General features: G+C 32.3%; 16 protein-coding genes. 9 read left to right on the forward strand and 7 right to left on the reverse strand.

Annotation, left to right across the window (positions count from 1 at the left end; all coding sequences use genetic code 11):
- Positions 1-92 precede the first annotated feature (92 nt).
- The 3 genes from ACE94K_RS08570 to ACE94K_RS08580 all read left to right on the forward strand — a co-directional run bounded on the left by ACE94K_RS08570 (position 93) and on the right by ACE94K_RS08580 (position 1,604).
- Entirely contained in the window at positions 93-917 is an 825-nt protein-coding gene (locus ACE94K_RS08570) for a DUF6544 family protein (protein ID WP_378182836.1), read from the forward strand.
- 100 nt (positions 918-1,017) lie between these two features.
- Positions 1,018-1,230 (forward strand): hypothetical protein, encoded by a 213-nt coding sequence (locus tag ACE94K_RS08575; protein WP_378182839.1) that lies wholly within the window; start codon positions 1,018-1,020, stop codon positions 1,228-1,230.
- Positions 1,231-1,238: 8 nt separating this feature from the next.
- Positions 1,239-1,604 carry an arsenate reductase family protein gene (locus ACE94K_RS08580; protein WP_378182841.1) on the forward strand — a complete coding sequence of 122 codons (366 nt, stop codon included), beginning with the start codon at positions 1,239-1,241 and terminating at the stop codon, positions 1,602-1,604.
- A 28-nt stretch (positions 1,605-1,632) separates the two neighbouring features.
- Here the strand turns inward: ACE94K_RS08580 and ACE94K_RS08585 are convergent, their stop codons facing one another.
- The 4 genes from ACE94K_RS08585 to ACE94K_RS08600 are packed head-to-tail and all read right to left on the reverse strand — an operon-like array spanning position 1,633 to position 4,683.
- Positions 1,633-2,127: a hypothetical protein gene (locus ACE94K_RS08585; protein ID WP_378182844.1), complete on the reverse strand. Its 495-nt coding sequence runs from the start codon at positions 2,125-2,127 to the stop codon at positions 1,633-1,635.
- Between the two features lie 16 nt (positions 2,128-2,143).
- On the reverse strand, positions 2,144-3,121 hold the full coding sequence (locus ACE94K_RS08590) for an MlaD family protein (RefSeq protein WP_378182847.1): 978 nt from the start codon (positions 3,119-3,121) through the stop codon (positions 2,144-2,146).
- A 22-nt stretch (positions 3,122-3,143) separates the two neighbouring features.
- Entirely contained in the window at positions 3,144-3,899 is a 756-nt protein-coding gene (locus tag ACE94K_RS08595; RefSeq protein ID WP_378182850.1) for an ABC transporter ATP-binding protein, read from the reverse strand.
- Position 3,900: 1 nt separating this feature from the next.
- Entirely contained in the window at positions 3,901-4,683 is a 783-nt protein-coding gene (locus tag ACE94K_RS08600) for an MlaE family ABC transporter permease (protein WP_378182853.1), read from the reverse strand.
- A 238-nt stretch (positions 4,684-4,921) separates the two neighbouring features.
- Here ACE94K_RS08600 and ACE94K_RS08605 point away from each other — a divergent pair, with 238 nt between their 5' ends.
- From ACE94K_RS08605 to ACE94K_RS08615, 3 genes are read left to right on the forward strand one after another with little or no spacing between them, the layout of a single operon-like run.
- Positions 4,922-5,194, forward strand: a complete 273-nt coding sequence (locus ACE94K_RS08605; RefSeq protein ID WP_378182856.1) for a heavy-metal-associated domain-containing protein — start codon at positions 4,922-4,924, stop codon at positions 5,192-5,194.
- A 20-nt stretch (positions 5,195-5,214) separates the two neighbouring features.
- Positions 5,215-5,400 (forward strand): hypothetical protein, encoded by a 186-nt coding sequence (locus tag ACE94K_RS08610; RefSeq protein WP_378182859.1) that lies wholly within the window; start codon positions 5,215-5,217, stop codon positions 5,398-5,400.
- A 26-nt stretch (positions 5,401-5,426) separates the two neighbouring features.
- A complete protein-coding gene (locus ACE94K_RS08615) occupies positions 5,427-6,182 on the forward strand; it encodes a Bro-N domain-containing protein (protein WP_378182862.1) in 756 nt (251 codons plus the stop codon).
- Here ACE94K_RS08615 and ACE94K_RS08620 read toward each other — a convergent pair.
- Positions 6,177-6,905, reverse strand: coding sequence for a sulfite exporter TauE/SafE family protein (locus ACE94K_RS08620; protein WP_378182865.1), 729 nt, complete (start codon positions 6,903-6,905; stop codon positions 6,177-6,179). The two genes, ACE94K_RS08615 and ACE94K_RS08620, sit on opposite strands and share 6 nt — an antisense overlap.
- Before the next feature lie 290 nt (positions 6,906-7,195).
- Between ACE94K_RS08620 and ACE94K_RS08625 the strand changes: the two genes are divergently transcribed.
- From ACE94K_RS08625 to ACE94K_RS08635, 3 genes are all read left to right on the forward strand, one after another.
- Complete coding sequence (locus ACE94K_RS08625; protein WP_378182868.1) at positions 7,196-9,976, forward strand: LuxR C-terminal-related transcriptional regulator; 2,781 nt, start codon at positions 7,196-7,198, stop codon at positions 9,974-9,976.
- 108 nt (positions 9,977-10,084) lie between these two features.
- Complete coding sequence (locus tag ACE94K_RS08630) at positions 10,085-10,951, forward strand: zinc-dependent peptidase (RefSeq protein WP_378182871.1); 867 nt, start codon at positions 10,085-10,087, stop codon at positions 10,949-10,951.
- Positions 10,952-11,128: 177 nt separating this feature from the next.
- Entirely contained in the window at positions 11,129-11,833 is a 705-nt protein-coding gene (locus tag ACE94K_RS08635; RefSeq protein WP_378182873.1) for a Bax inhibitor-1 family protein, read from the forward strand.
- 591 nt (positions 11,834-12,424) lie between these two features.
- Here the strand turns inward: ACE94K_RS08635 and ACE94K_RS08640 are convergent.
- Entirely contained in the window at positions 12,425-13,399 is a 975-nt protein-coding gene (locus tag ACE94K_RS08640; RefSeq protein ID WP_378182876.1) for a YpdA family putative bacillithiol disulfide reductase, read from the reverse strand.
- On the reverse strand, positions 13,399-14,058 hold the full coding sequence (rpe, locus tag ACE94K_RS08645; RefSeq protein ID WP_378182879.1) for a ribulose-phosphate 3-epimerase: 660 nt from the start codon (positions 14,056-14,058) through the stop codon (positions 13,399-13,401). Before rpe ends, ACE94K_RS08640 begins: the two co-directional genes overlap by 1 nt.
- Positions 14,059-14,092: the final 34 nt, after the last annotated feature.

Genomic DNA, 14,092 nt, shown 5'->3' on the forward strand with positions numbered 1-14,092 from the left:
CAGTAAGTGGTTCTCAAGGTTTACATGAATGTATGATTTTCCTCATTTGGATTAAGTATAGACTAACTTAATTTTAATTGAAAGTGATCATAATGAAAAAAGTGGTAAAAATGGTTTTATCGATAGTTATTGGAATTGTAATCTTACTAACAGTAGTGGGTATAGTTGGGATTTCGTCATTTAACAGTAATGTAGAAAAAGAAAAAGAAGTTCTTTTTGATGCTAACATAAAATCTAACGATAAGATTTTATTAGAAGATTTGGATACACTTCCTGATTTAGTGAAAAACTATTTGATTAAAGTTGGAGTAGTGGGTAAACTAAAACATTGTAATGTTGTATTCAACCAAAAGGGAAGAATAAGAGATAATCCTGATAAAAAATGGATACAGTTTACAGCAACTCAATATATGTCTTCTACGAATTCTGGATTTATATGGAAAGCAAAAAGCTTACCGATGCTCATTAGAGATAAGAGTATAAATGCTAAAGGCGAGGTAAAAGTTAGTTTTTTGGGCCTGAAAAATGTAGCTCAACTTTCGGGATTAGAGGTAGATCAAAGCTCATTAGGAAGGTATTTAGGAGAGTTAATTTGGTTCCCTATCGGGTTTTTGGATCCTAATATTTCTTGGAAAACAATGGATATCACAAGTGTAAAAGCTACTATGGTGAAAGGAGATCTTACGCTAGAAGGTTTTTTCTTTTTTAATCAAAATGGATTGATAGATCGTTTTGAAACGAAAAGGTATAGAGATCTTACATTAGAAGATTTTACTGGAGAAGTCGGAGCATACAAAAACTATGATGGATTATTAATTCCAGAATCCATGACTGCCATTTGGAATCTCAAAAAGCAAAAGTTTGAATATTTTGAATCAACTGTTGTAGATTATAAAATTGCAAATGCTATTAATTGATAATCTGATTGTTGCATGCTTTTGGTGTGATAAATATCATATTAATTCAAGTTTCTTTACACTACATTAGGATCTATCGAAATTAAAAATATTAAAGGTAATGGCTACTCCAGAATATTTAATCATCCAGATTAATGAATTAACAACCTTGATAGAGACAAGGTATCCTGAGTTGTATAAATTTTTGGAAGAACAACCTCTTACGCTTCCTGCAATCAATACAAAAGAAATGGAAGAAAAACTATTGTCCGATTACTTAGAAAGTTTAAATCAATTGTTGAAACATCATATCATTACTCATAATAAAAATTAATAAAGGTTATGGGAGAAATAGCAACATCCAATCGACAAATAACTTTGTTCTATAGCTCTAAATCTGTAAGAGCTAAGCAAACACTGGCCTACGCAAAAGCAGAAGGATTGCCTATCCAACAAATTGACATTTTAAAAACACCCTTAACAGGAACACAGATTGCCGAAATTGCCGATAGGTTGGGTATAGAAATTAAAGACCTGGTAAATCAGGATCATCCATCTTATAAAAAAAACTTTGAGCATCATGATTTTTCTTCTGATGATTGGATAAAAATGATCAGGCATAATCCTGGAATCCTGAAACAGCCTATTGCTATAAGGGGAGATATCACGATTCTGGTAGAAACTCCAACGGATATTATCAAAATTTGATTGTTTTAGGTATAAGAGTGTTGAAGAATCACTGTGAAAAACCTACTTTGGTTTTGAGTGTTGGTACCTCCCACCGGATCATTTCTTTTAGGAATTCATCTGCTTTTTCAATAATTAGCTTTTCAGTAATGGTTTCGGGAGTATAGATGCCCAATTCTATCATATTACTTTCCTGTGTTGCGTTTTCAACTTCTGGGAATAGCATAAAAACATAGACATCACCATTATAAGCTTGAGAAAAAATCAATGCCCCGCCAGGTAAAAATTGAAATGCAGGAATCTGGTTTGTACAATCTATCAATTCTTCTGGAAAAGAGTCAAAAGTGATATTGACTGCTTCATTATTATGAATCCAGCTCAATTCCTGAACTTTCCAACCGATATGATATAGTTTTACAATGCTTTTTAATGTTTTGATCAGTAATGGTTTTGTTGTTGTTTTCCAAAGCAATCGTTTATCAACCACGGTTTTGATAGAGGTTCGGTAGTCAATTATCCGTTCTTCAAGATGTTCAATTTTCATATTAATGATTTTAGGATTAATTCTTTATTTTCTTCTGTTCTTTTTCTTGTTTCTTAAAGTATCCTCTAAAGAAGAAGTTATGTTTCAGTGCTTCCATATTTTGGTTAAATCGGTTCGTTCCCTCTTTTATGTTATTCATTGTAGAATCTATATTCTGAACCAATGATTGATCCTCTGTTAAATAACGCAATGCGCCTTTTCCGGAAACAACCTCTTTTAAAACCGAATCAAGATTTTTAGTAACTTCAGTTATATCTACGCTGGATTGTTCCAAATTACTAACAATTGTTTTCATTTTTTGACCAGATATACTATCCGTTAGTAGGACACCGGCAACGCTTTCATTTTTGTTAATAGACGAAATAATATCATTTAGTTCATTAATAGCTTTCGATGCTCCAGTACTTGTTTTTTTTAGTTGAAATATCGTTTGCTTCAGGTCTTGCGCCATAGTTGAATCATTGATCAATAAACCCAATGTTCCTTTACCTTCAATAATTTCTGTAGTTATTTTTAATAAGTCTGCAGTGAGCAAAGCGGCATTTTCGTTGGTCACATTAAGCGTAGTAAGCATATCATCAGACCCAATTCTGCTGTAGGATTTTATAGTATCACCCGATATCACCGAAGGTAGTTTACTTTCTCGAGGGATAATATTGACAATCATATTACCAACCAACCCATCAGATCCAATGGTAGCTACCGCGTCTTTTTTAATATGTTCTCTTATACTTTCCTGAATAAGCATTTCTACCATAATTCTAGAGTCGCTTATCATCTGAATTTTAGTTACAGTTCCTACATCAATCCCAGAATAGCGTACATTATTTCCTAGTTGCAAACCATTTACATTGGTGAATTCTGATTTGATTTTGATACTTCTACCAAATAAATTCTGGCGATTTCCGACAAAATAAAGCGCAGTTACCAACAATAATGTTCCTATCACTGTAAAAACACCTAATTTGAATTTTTGTGAAGCTGATTTTTGCATAATAACTGATTTTATTTGTCACTTAGTGTTTAAAGAAAGCTTTGACCTGGGGATCATCAGATTGAGATAACTCCTGGTATGTACCTTGAGCATAATTAATTCCATCTACCAACAGAATAATTCTATTAGAAATTACTCTGGCACAATCTACGTCGTGAGTTATTATCAAAGATGATGTCCCATATTTTTTCTGAATACTTCGCATCAGTTGGATAATTTCTTTGGCAGTGATAGGATCTAATCCCGTGGTGGGTTCGTCATATAAAATAATTTTAGGTTTTAATATCAGGGCTCTTGCAAGCGCAATGCGTCTTTGCATACCGCCTGACAGCTCTGCTGGCATTAAATCAATAGCATTTGTCAGACCAACATTTTCTAAAGCTTCTATGACTAAAGCTTCTGTGGTTTCTTGCATTTTTAGTTTTTCTTTATGTCTGCGTAACGGAAACTCCAGATTTTCCCTTACGGTCATAGAGTCATATAAAGCGCTTCCTTGAAACAAAAAACCAATTTCTGTTCGTAAAAGATCTAATTCGGTTTGTCCTAATACAGTTATGTCCTGGCCTTTAATCCTGATGCTGCCGCTATCTGCTTGCATTAGACCCACTAAACATTTAATCATTACCGATTTTCCTGAACCGGATTTACCCATAACCACAAGATTTTCTCCTTCAAATAATTGTAAACTAAACCCATTTAATACGTGATTATTACCAAAACTTTTTCGTAGTTCCTTAAGTTCTAAGACGGGCGATATGTTTGACGTGTTTTTTATCATATCAAATTTCAAAAAAAATGTCTGACACAAATACAGCAATAAAATCAATCACAAATAATAACATTGAAGTGTACACCACTGCAGAATTTGATGCTTCTCCTACTCCTGCGGTTCCTTTTTTACAATGATAGCCCTTGTAGCATCCAACTAGTCCAATGGCAAAACCAAAAAAGAACGATTTTATCGTAGCAGGAATAATATCACTAAAATTTATGGCATCAAAAACTTGGTTAAAATACAATTGATAAGATACAGTTCCCTTTAGATTCTCTATAATTGCAGAGCCAAAAAGAGCAATGGCATCGCCAAAAATGATAAGTAAGGGTAGCATGAGTGTTGTAGCGGTGATACGGGTAACTACGAGATATTTAAATGGGTTTGTGCCTGATACTTCCATGGCGTCGATTTGCTCGGTAACTTTCATAGATCCTAGTTCTGCGCCAATCCCCGAACCTATTCTACCTGCACAAATTAATGCAGTAATTACTGGTCCAATTTCTCTTACGATAGAGATACCAACCATAGAAGGCATCCAAGACTCTGCTCCAAATTCCATTAGTGTAGGTCTGGATTGCAGTGTAAAAACTAATCCAAGTATAAAACCAGTTACACCAACCAGTAGTAAAGATCGATTACCGATGTGATAACATTGACGTAGGAGTTCCTGAAATTCAAATGGTTTGGTGAAGACTTCTCTAAAAAAACGAATTGAGAAATATGACAAGTCGCCAATTTCTGTAAAAAAAGCTTTTGTTCTTTCTACTATTCTTAGTGATTGTGTCATAAATTTTATACGTATGATGTCTATAAAGATAAATTTGCTGTTACCTAATAAAAATGATATCTATCATTTAAATATCTTAAAAGTCTGATAATAGTCATAGTAATAGAATACGATGAGCCTTATTTTTACGCGGGGTAAATGTGATTATGAAATGAGTCATAACATTGAAATCAATAATAGGCGAAATCTTCTATGACGAATTCCTTCCGATAATGAAGAAATAATAAAAAAAGAACAGATGAAAACAACCGTAGAAATTCAGAATTTAAAATGTAGTGGCTGTGAAAGTACGATAGCAAAAAAGCTACATTCTCTAAAAGGAGTCAGAGATATTTCCGTTAACACAGATGATTGTACAGTTTCTTTTAGTTATGATACAGATGAAGGAATTGAAACCGTTCAAAAAGAACTAACCAGGCTTGGATATCCTTTGGTAAATGATACTAATAATTTGGGAAGAAAGGCAAGATCATTTGTTAGCTGCGCAATAGGTAGAATGCAGAACAGTTAAGGTACAAAACATACTACAAAATGAAGGATAAAGTACAAAAAAAAGCCTCCTCAAATACTGTATACGGATTAGGAATTATTGGAGCATTAATTTATTATATAAGTCACGCCAGCAGTTTTTGGATGGGTGTGTTAGGTATTCTTAAGGCAATAGTCTGGCCAGCATTTTTGGTATATGAATTTCTTAAGCTTGTAGGAGCTTCATAATATGTGTTATCAGTAAAATTCAGGTAATGGACTCAACAATCTCTAAAAAAGAAAACACCAACTATTTTCAACAATTGACCTCTATAGAAATAGATAACCAGATATGGTTTATTACAGATGAGGTCACAACGATATTAGAACTGAAAAACCCAAAAGAAATATGGAGTTCCTTAGATCCTGAAGAACGTTTTGCAACTGAGATTTATAAGGGTGGTCGAATGCAAAATGTGAATTTGATTTCAGAAAGTGGTTTGTATGCTTTAATTTTTAGAAGTGAGACCAATAGCGCAAAAAAATTTAGAAAATGGGTTACGAATCAAGTATTACCATTGATAAGAGTCAGAGGATATTATAATACAAAACGTTTAGAAATCCCCAATTTTGTACTAAGATTTAATGATAACTGGGATCGAGTAGCGCCTGGTTATTTTTCAGTGTTGAGTGAACTTTTTATCAGATTGTACGGACGTTTTGAACAAGAAGGCTATATTTTACCAAATTATGCTATAGACGGTAAAGAGATGAGACCAGATGTAAGTGTTGGTCTTCATTTCGATAAATATCTCGAAGAAAAGTTTCCGAAGTATAACAGAGAATATAAAATGTATTTACATAGACTTCCTAATGGACAGGAAGTAGAAGTGAAACAGTATAGTAATCAATTATTACCAGTTTTTATTAATTTCATAGATAATTATTGGTTGCCAAAACATGCAAAGGAATATTTTGAAAAAAGAGACGGAAAGGCTTTAGAATATCTTCCAAAACTCTTAAGATTATAAATTAATCAGGATACTAGCAATTCCAATAAACAGAATAAGAAATAAGACAAATCGTCTAAACTGTTCCTGAGATATCCTATTTAAAATTTTCTTTCCTATCCAGGTGCCTAAAATACTAACCACAATCAAGATTGGAACTAAATATAATATTTCCTGTTTTATATAACCATTAAAATAATATACAATTGTTCGACTAAAATCGACTCCCAGATCTATTATTGCAGAAGTAGCGATAAACGTATCCTTGTTCATTTTAAATGCAGACATGGTAATACCCCTGATCGCTCCTCCTGTACCTAGAAGTCCAGCGCTTAAACCAGATAAGGTACCTCCTAAAACAGCATTTTTTGTGGTGGATTTTACTTTGAGTTGAGTAAAGATTAAGAAAAGAAGGCTTAACCCAATTAAAAAGAAACCAAGAAACCAAGTGAGTATTTTAGGATCAAAATATTTACTTAGGTAAGCACCTACAGAGACAAACAAAATGGCGGGTATACCTAGTGATAATGCTAATTTTTTGTCAAATCCTTTTTTAAAAAAAGCAATTTTTGTGATGTTGCTGGACAAATGAAATAATGCAGTAAGTCCAAGTACAGTTTGAAAATCTAAAAAAAAGTTCGCGACAGGAACAAAGAATACGGATGAACCAAAACCTCCAACAGTTCCCAAAATTTCAGAGAGGATAGCCAGGATCACAAAAATGGGTAGATATCTTTCGAGCATATCTTAAAGAGTTATTCAGTTCATAAAAATAATCTGTAATACTTTAAAAACGAATGATAAATATCATTGAACCCTTTTATGGAGTACATCTCTATTGGTCTTTATATCTGTGTTGAAGAGGTATATGGACATTAGAAAATAATACGATTATTAAGTAAGTTTCTTATTTCTTGATGAAATTAAAAAATTAAGGAAGTTTATTGAATTTGTTTTGAGTATAATTTTATAAGACATGTTAAGATTAATTTCGCTATATTTGAGAGACTGCACTAGTATAAAGATAGTATTGAATGAATCGTATTTACCCTTTATTTTTTCTATTTCAATTCCTTTCTTTTTCCCAAACAATCGAAAATAAAATTTTACCAGAGATCACTCATTATGATACTAAGTCAATGGGGTTTGGAGCACAATCGTGGGATATAGGACAAGATGAAGATGGAAACATTTATATAGCAAACGAGAACAAGGTTTTAATTTTTGATGGTAGCGAATGGAATTCTGTAGCAACGAATAATGCGATGGTAAATAGAAGTTTATTTGTTAAGAATAATGATTCAATATATTTCGGTGCAGATGGGTATTTTGGTTTGTTAAATAATAAAGGATATAACACCTATGACATTTCATTATTGAATGGTGATGATAAAAATGTTTCTGAAAGCATAGAAGAGTGCTGGCGGATTCATGAAATTAACAACGAAGCAATATTTCAAACTTTTAGTAATTTATATATCAATCAAGGTAATATCATCACTAAAATTCCTGCACCTTGTTGTTTTAAGTGGAGTTATAAAATAGATAACGATCTTTATGTAAATGATAGTAAACATGGTGTTTTTAAGTTGTCTGGGACAAGTTTATTACCTATTTATAATAATACGGCGTTAAATCCTAATATCATTGGTGTGACGAACATAGGTGATAATTTGTTATTAATAACTGATACAAAAGGTCTTTATAAATTAGATAATGGAGAAGCTGTTCCCATAGACTTTCCTTTTTCTCAAGAAGTTAAAAAAGCACAGATTTTTTCGTTTTTAAAACTGCAGGACGGCAGAGTAGCTCTAGGCACCGTGTCAAATGGATTATATATTTTGGATATTGATAATCAAAAAATCGAAAATATAAATAAGTTAAAGGGTTTACAGAATAACACGGTATTGTCTATATTTCAAGATGGAGAGCATAACCTTTGGTTAGCATTGGACTATGGAGTAGATTATTTAAAACTAAATTCTTCGCTAAAATACTTTTACGATTATTACGGTAAGTTAGGAACCACATATGCTGCAATAAAAAATAGAGACTATTATTATGTAGGAACTAATCAGGGTTTATATTATTTGAATAGAGATCCGTATGCAGAAACCAACGATTTTGAATTACTATTAAACGGTCAGGTATGGAATATAGCTTCTATTAATAATGAGGTTTTTGTGGGTCATGATACCGGGGCTTATACATTGAATGACAAAGTGCTAAAAAAAATGGGTTTTAGCAACGGAGCTTGGGATTTTCGAAATTTTACGTATCGTAACCAGGAATTTATCTTATCTCCCAATTATAACGGAGTATCCTTGTACGAAAAGATAGGTGACAACTATAAAGAGTATCAACTCAAGGGCTTTAATAAATCAGTTAGATATCTGGAGGTAGATAAAGAAAATTACATATGGTTGGCATTACGTTCTGAAGGATTGCTTAAATTTCGTTTAGATTTTAATTCGAAAACACTGGTTCAAGAGGCTTTTTTTCCTTTAAGTGACTTTGAAGGAACCGTCCTGTCAATGTCCAAAGTTGATAATGAAATAATCATTTCATCTGCTTTCAATTCTTATACCTATAGTTCAAAAAACAATTCCTTTTCAAAGAAGCCGTTGGGTGACAATAAGGGATACTCACCTCGAATTCTTAAAAAGAATAATGAAATTTGGTATTTAGATAATACAAATGTCGTTGTTGAAAATGATGATGAAGTTATAAACCTTCAGGAATTACAAGATCAATTAGTGCCCGATGTTTTAAATGCATTTACAATAGACGATAAGCACGAACTCATTCCTATATATAATGGTTTTTCGGTATATGTTAGAGATAATATAACATCAATAAAGGATGCTACAAATAATGTGTTGATACGTGATTTTGTGTCGGTCAATAGTAATGTGTCGTACTCAGAGAAATCAGAAATTCCTTTTCAGGATAATGATCTTAAAATAAAGTATTCATTACCTATTTTTGGTAAAAAGGTAACTTATCAATCAAAAGTTAATGATCAGGAATGGAATAATTGGACGACTTCTACAGAGCATACCTTCTATAACTTAAAAGAAGGAGATTATACTTTTTATGTCAAAGCAAAATATGATGATGTTCTCAAAGAGTCCGCTTTTTCTTTTACTATAAAACCTCCGATATATAGAACTAAATTTGCTTATGCTTTATATGTTTTACTAATTGCTGGTATTGTCCTTCTCGCGAATTCTGTGAATCGTTATAAGATGAAGAAACAAGAAATTAAATTATTGAAACAAAAGGAAGAGAAATTAAAAAAACAAGAAGAGGAATACAAAGCTCAAAGATTAGAACAGGAACGTAAAATCATTGAACTCAAGAATTCTAAATTGGAAGATGAGATAAAAGCAAAAAGCAGAGAGCTTACGCAAATTGCTTATGTAAATCTCAATAAAAACAAGATTCTAAAAAAAATTAGGGATAGAATTGTTAAAATTCAGGAATCTTCTAAAAATCGATCACAGGATCGTAATTACACCGATTTAAAAAGGCTCGTAGAATATTATATTACTGACAAAGAGAGTAAATTGTTCAAAATTAATTTTGATAAATCACATCAGGATTTTTATGAAAGATTATCAAAGCAATATCCAAGTTTGACTTCTAAGGATTTAAGGTTGTGCGCATATCTTAAAATGAATTTATCATCCAAAGAAATAGCTCCTTTATTAGGAATCAGTCCCCAAAGTGTAGATGTCAACCGACATAAGCTTAGAAAAAAATTAAATTTAGGTTCTGACGATAATCTAACACATTTTTTAGTAAGCTTTTAATTCTTTTTTCAATACTATCAGGGGGTGGATTAACGTTTAGTAATTGATTTAACAGAGTTTTTACCTTAAAAGCACTATTTTGTGCTTTTATAAACCTACTAAGCCCTTTTGAGTTGTAATTTTTTATACACTGTATCTTTTCAGGAACAACCAGAACCCGCGATTCCTAAGTTTCTTGGGGTCCTATTAGTAATAGTTATTGTTTCGATATGTGTATATTATGTCTCTCGATATTTAGAAACAGTATATGTAAAGTTTTATAAAAAGCCGTTTTTTGTACATTTCTATCCGTTTCGTAAAAAATTACCTAATTCTTTACTTCCCATCTTACAATCCAATATTTTTTATAAACAATTGGATAAAAGAAGAATGCAGTATTTTGAACATCGTGTGGTTCGGTTTTTAGAAACCACTAAATTCGTAGGTAGAGAAGGCCTTGTTGTAGATGATCACAAGAGAATGCAAGTGACAATGACCGTTATTCAATTGACTTTTGGGATGCGCAACTACCTACTCGAGTACGTGGATACAATTATTCTATATCCATCTTCTTATTATTCTATTTTAAATAAGACACAAAATAATGGAGAATTTAATCCAAGATCTAAGGCTTTGGTGTTTTCCTGGGAGCATTTTAAAATAGGAAACTTGCATCAAGAGGATGGAGTGAACTTGGGAATTCACGAAATAACGCACGCCATACATTATTGTTCAATAAAAAGTAATAATATAAGTTCTGAAATTTTTCATGATACATTCTTAGAACTAGAAAAGCATTTATCTTCTGTCGAATTAAGAAATAAAATCATCGAGTCTAAGATTTTAAGAGATTATGCATTTACGGATAAATTTGAATTTATTGCAGTATTGGTGGAAGTTTTTATGGAATCTCCAGATAAACTAAGGAAACAATTTCCTGATATTTATATGTATGTAAGTCGAATGTTAAATTTTACATATTTTGAGCGCCAATAAACAGCTTTGCGTACAATAATCTTTTGAATCAAAATATTAGTTTCATAAACATATATCGATGAGTTCTCAAAATAATTGAAAAAATTTAGGTAACATTTAGTTTAATAATGACACTTATATAAAATGATAAAAAAGTATATTTATCAAACGAAATAATTTTAATAAAAAAGAAATACAATGGAAGAATTTCAACAAGTAGCACCGGTAGTAAGTACACTGACGGATGATAAAAGAGTGGCTTTTTATAAAAAAACATATACACATTTGGCAATGGCAGTTTTGTTATTTGTTATCGTAGAATGGGTGTTTTTTCAGATAGAACCATTGGTGCAGTTTGCCTTTTCGATGACACAAGGATGGAGATGGTTATTAATGTTGGGTGGATTTATGTTGGCAACTAATTATGCCGAAAAAATGGCGCATAAAACGCATGATATTAAAAAACAATATCTAGGATTGCTTTTATATGTAATTGCAGAAGCTTTCATTTTTATTCCGTTAATAGGAATAGCAATGATGATTGCTGAAAATGGAGGTGGTAATATTTTGAATCAGGCTGCCATATTAACCTTATCCTTATTTACTGGATTATCTGGAGTAGTGTTAATAACAAAAAAAGATTTTTCTTTCCTCAGATCGATGCTAACCATAGGATTTTTCATTGCGTTAGGGTTGATTGTAGCTGGAATGTTATTTGGTTTTAATTTAGGGTTATGGTTTAGTGTAGGAATGGTGGTTCTGGCTTCAGGATCTATACTATATCAAACATCCAATATGGTACATAAATATTCTGAAGATCAATATGTAGGTGCTTCTTTAGGATTATTTGCTTCACTTATGTTACTATTCTGGTATATACTTAGTATTTTATCAAATGACTAAGTTATAAGTTAGGACATATGAGCCGATGAATATAAAAACTATAAAGGCTGCTTGTAAAAGCAGCCTTTTCTAATTATTGTTAATTTCTTCCAAGCGTTTCTTTTGGCGTTCGTGGTATGTATGTATTTCAATGATAGAAAACCATTTTGCCGTAAGTATCATCCCAAAAAATGGATGGATATGTTTTATTTTTTATCTGAGCTCTTAATCAAGGATTCTTTCGATAAAAACTTTCTTTATAAATTCTTTAAAGCTGGTTTCTAAGATTTTTCTTTCTAGTATTTGTTGAGTAAAATCAGAAACCATTCTTGATGAAAAAGATTCCACTTTAAATGTACGGACAGGAGGAATGTTACAATTAAAAACCAAAATATGCAGCAATATTTGGGTTTCCCCTTTTTGATATCATTCTCAATACATTTCTGGAAATTTGGAAGTTGATTAGTCATCGTGACCCTTATAATGTGATCATATAATTCTGCCAGTGACCATTGACTCGAAGTAGGCTTATGATATAAATTTTTCTCATTATAAATCTCAAGATCATGTAATCAGTTTTTGGATCTTGTTCTAAACCTTGCTAAAGGTTCTTTAAGAGGCATTTTGTTTAGAGATTATATTTTGCATGATGGTTTTGGCGTGTATTCTAGAGTTTTCTATAAACCAGATATGCGTATCCATACCTCCACAAATTACTCCGGCCAGGTATAAATTATCAACATTGGACTCCATGGTTTCTTCGTTATATTTCGGATACTTTTTTTCATCATCAGAAAGCTCAATTCCAATCGTTTGAAGAAAATCGAAATTAGGCATGTAACCAGTCAATGCTAGCACATAATCATTCTCTATAATAACTTCACCATTATCCGTAGTAAGGATGATTTGCCGTGGTTGTATCTCTTTTACTGTAGTATTATAATAAGCTTTAATACTGCCTTCTGCGATCCTATTCTCAATATCTGGTTTTACCCAATATTTAACACGTTTACCAATTTCTTGACCTCTTACAATCATAGTCACATCCGCTCCTTTTCTATAACATTCTAGCGCAGCATCTACTGCAGAATTACTGGCACCAATAACAGCTAATTTTTGTTTGGCATAAAAATGTGGATCATTGTAATAATGTGATACTTTTGGCAATTTTTCACCAGGGACATTTATAGTGTTTGGGATATCATAAAATCCGGTAGCCACGATAATATGTAGTGCGGTATAGTTTTGCTTCTCTGTTTTTATATTAAAAATGTTTTCTTCTTTGTTTACAGATATTACTTTTTCGAAAAGATGTATCTTCAGATTATTAGTCGTAACAATCCTACGATAATATTCTAATGCTTCATTTCTTTTCGGCTTTGCCTCATTGCTAATAAAAGGAATATCGTCAATTTCCAGTTTTTCTGAAGATGAGAAGAACTGCATATTTACAGGATAATTAAAAAGTGAGTTAACAATAGGGCCTTTTTCTATGATAAGATAGTCAAGTCCCTTTTTTTGTGCTTCCAGACCGCATGCTATACCAATTGGGCCTCCTCCTATAATGACAAGATCAATGGGTTTCATTAAGCAATTATCTCTTTCAATCCTTTTATGGTTTGGATAGGGTCTTCACTTTTAAAAACATAACTCCCGGCTACTAATACATCTGCTCCGGCTTCTACTAATTGCTTAGCATTCTTATTAGTGACTCCTCCGTCAATTTCGATCATAGTATTGGCATTATTACGATTAATAATCTCTTTAAGTTGTCGTACTTTTTTGTAAGTGTTTTCTATAAAAGATTGTCCTCCAAAACCCGGATTTACACTCATTATACATACTAAGTCAATATCAGTGATGGTATCTTCAAGCAAGCTTACATTGGTGTGAGGGTTTATGGCTACGCCAGCTTTCATGCCTTCAGCTTTTATAGCTTGTAACGTTCTATGTAAATGGGTGCAAGCCTCGTAGTGAACGGTTAAGACGTTACTTCCCAAATCAGCGAAAGTTTTAATATACCTATCGGGATCCACGATCATTAGATGCACATCGATTGTTTTTGTGGCGTGCTTAGCTATATCGCGCAAAACTGGCATTCCGAACGAAATATTTGGAACGAAGACACCGTCCATTATATCAATATGAAACCAATCAGCATCACTATGATTGATCATTTCTACGTCACGTTGTAAATTAGCAAAATCAGCTGCTAATACCGAAGGGGCAATTAATTTTGAAGCCATAAAATTGTGTTGTTTCCCGCAAAAGTACTATTTA

Origin of the sequence: Aquimarina besae (assembly GCF_042434905.1) — a bacterium.
Taxonomy (GTDB): Bacteria; Bacteroidota; Bacteroidia; order Flavobacteriales; family Flavobacteriaceae; genus Aquimarina.

What these genes read in the sequence shown, in the direction of transcription:
- ACE94K_RS08620 (WP_378182865.1), bottom strand. Translation starts at nt 6,905, where the DNA reads ATGCTCGAAAGATATCTACCCATTTTTGTGATCCTGGCTATCCTCTCT.
- ACE94K_RS08595 (WP_378182850.1), bottom strand. Translation starts at nt 3,899, where the DNA reads ATGATAAAAAACACGTCAAACATATCGCCCGTCTTAGAACTTAAGGAA.
- ACE94K_RS08570 (WP_378182836.1), top strand. Translation starts at nt 93, where the DNA reads ATGAAAAAAGTGGTAAAAATGGTTTTATCGATAGTTATTGGAATTGTA.
- ACE94K_RS08600 (WP_378182853.1), bottom strand. Translation starts at nt 4,683, where the DNA reads ATGACACAATCACTAAGAATAGTAGAAAGAACAAAAGCTTTTTTTACA.
- ACE94K_RS08585 (WP_378182844.1), bottom strand. Translation starts at nt 2,127, where the DNA reads ATGAAAATTGAACATCTTGAAGAACGGATAATTGACTACCGAACCTCT.
- ACE94K_RS08605 (WP_378182856.1), top strand. Translation starts at nt 4,922, where the DNA reads ATGAAAACAACCGTAGAAATTCAGAATTTAAAATGTAGTGGCTGTGAA.
- ACE94K_RS08640 (WP_378182876.1), bottom strand. Translation starts at nt 13,399, where the DNA reads ATGAAACCCATTGATCTTGTCATTATAGGAGGAGGCCCAATTGGTATA.
- ACE94K_RS08635 (WP_378182873.1), top strand. Translation starts at nt 11,129, where the DNA reads ATGGAAGAATTTCAACAAGTAGCACCGGTAGTAAGTACACTGACGGAT.
- ACE94K_RS08625 (WP_378182868.1), top strand. Translation starts at nt 7,196, where the DNA reads ATGAATCGTATTTACCCTTTATTTTTTCTATTTCAATTCCTTTCTTTT.
- ACE94K_RS08575 (WP_378182839.1), top strand. Translation starts at nt 1,018, where the DNA reads ATGGCTACTCCAGAATATTTAATCATCCAGATTAATGAATTAACAACC.
- rpe (WP_378182879.1), bottom strand. Translation starts at nt 14,058, where the DNA reads ATGGCTTCAAAATTAATTGCCCCTTCGGTATTAGCAGCTGATTTTGCT.
- ACE94K_RS08615 (WP_378182862.1), top strand. Translation starts at nt 5,427, where the DNA reads ATGGACTCAACAATCTCTAAAAAAGAAAACACCAACTATTTTCAACAA.
- ACE94K_RS08610 (WP_378182859.1), top strand. Translation starts at nt 5,215, where the DNA reads ATGAAGGATAAAGTACAAAAAAAAGCCTCCTCAAATACTGTATACGGA.
- ACE94K_RS08590 (WP_378182847.1), bottom strand. Translation starts at nt 3,121, where the DNA reads ATGCAAAAATCAGCTTCACAAAAATTCAAATTAGGTGTTTTTACAGTG.
- ACE94K_RS08580 (WP_378182841.1), top strand. Translation starts at nt 1,239, where the DNA reads ATGGGAGAAATAGCAACATCCAATCGACAAATAACTTTGTTCTATAGC.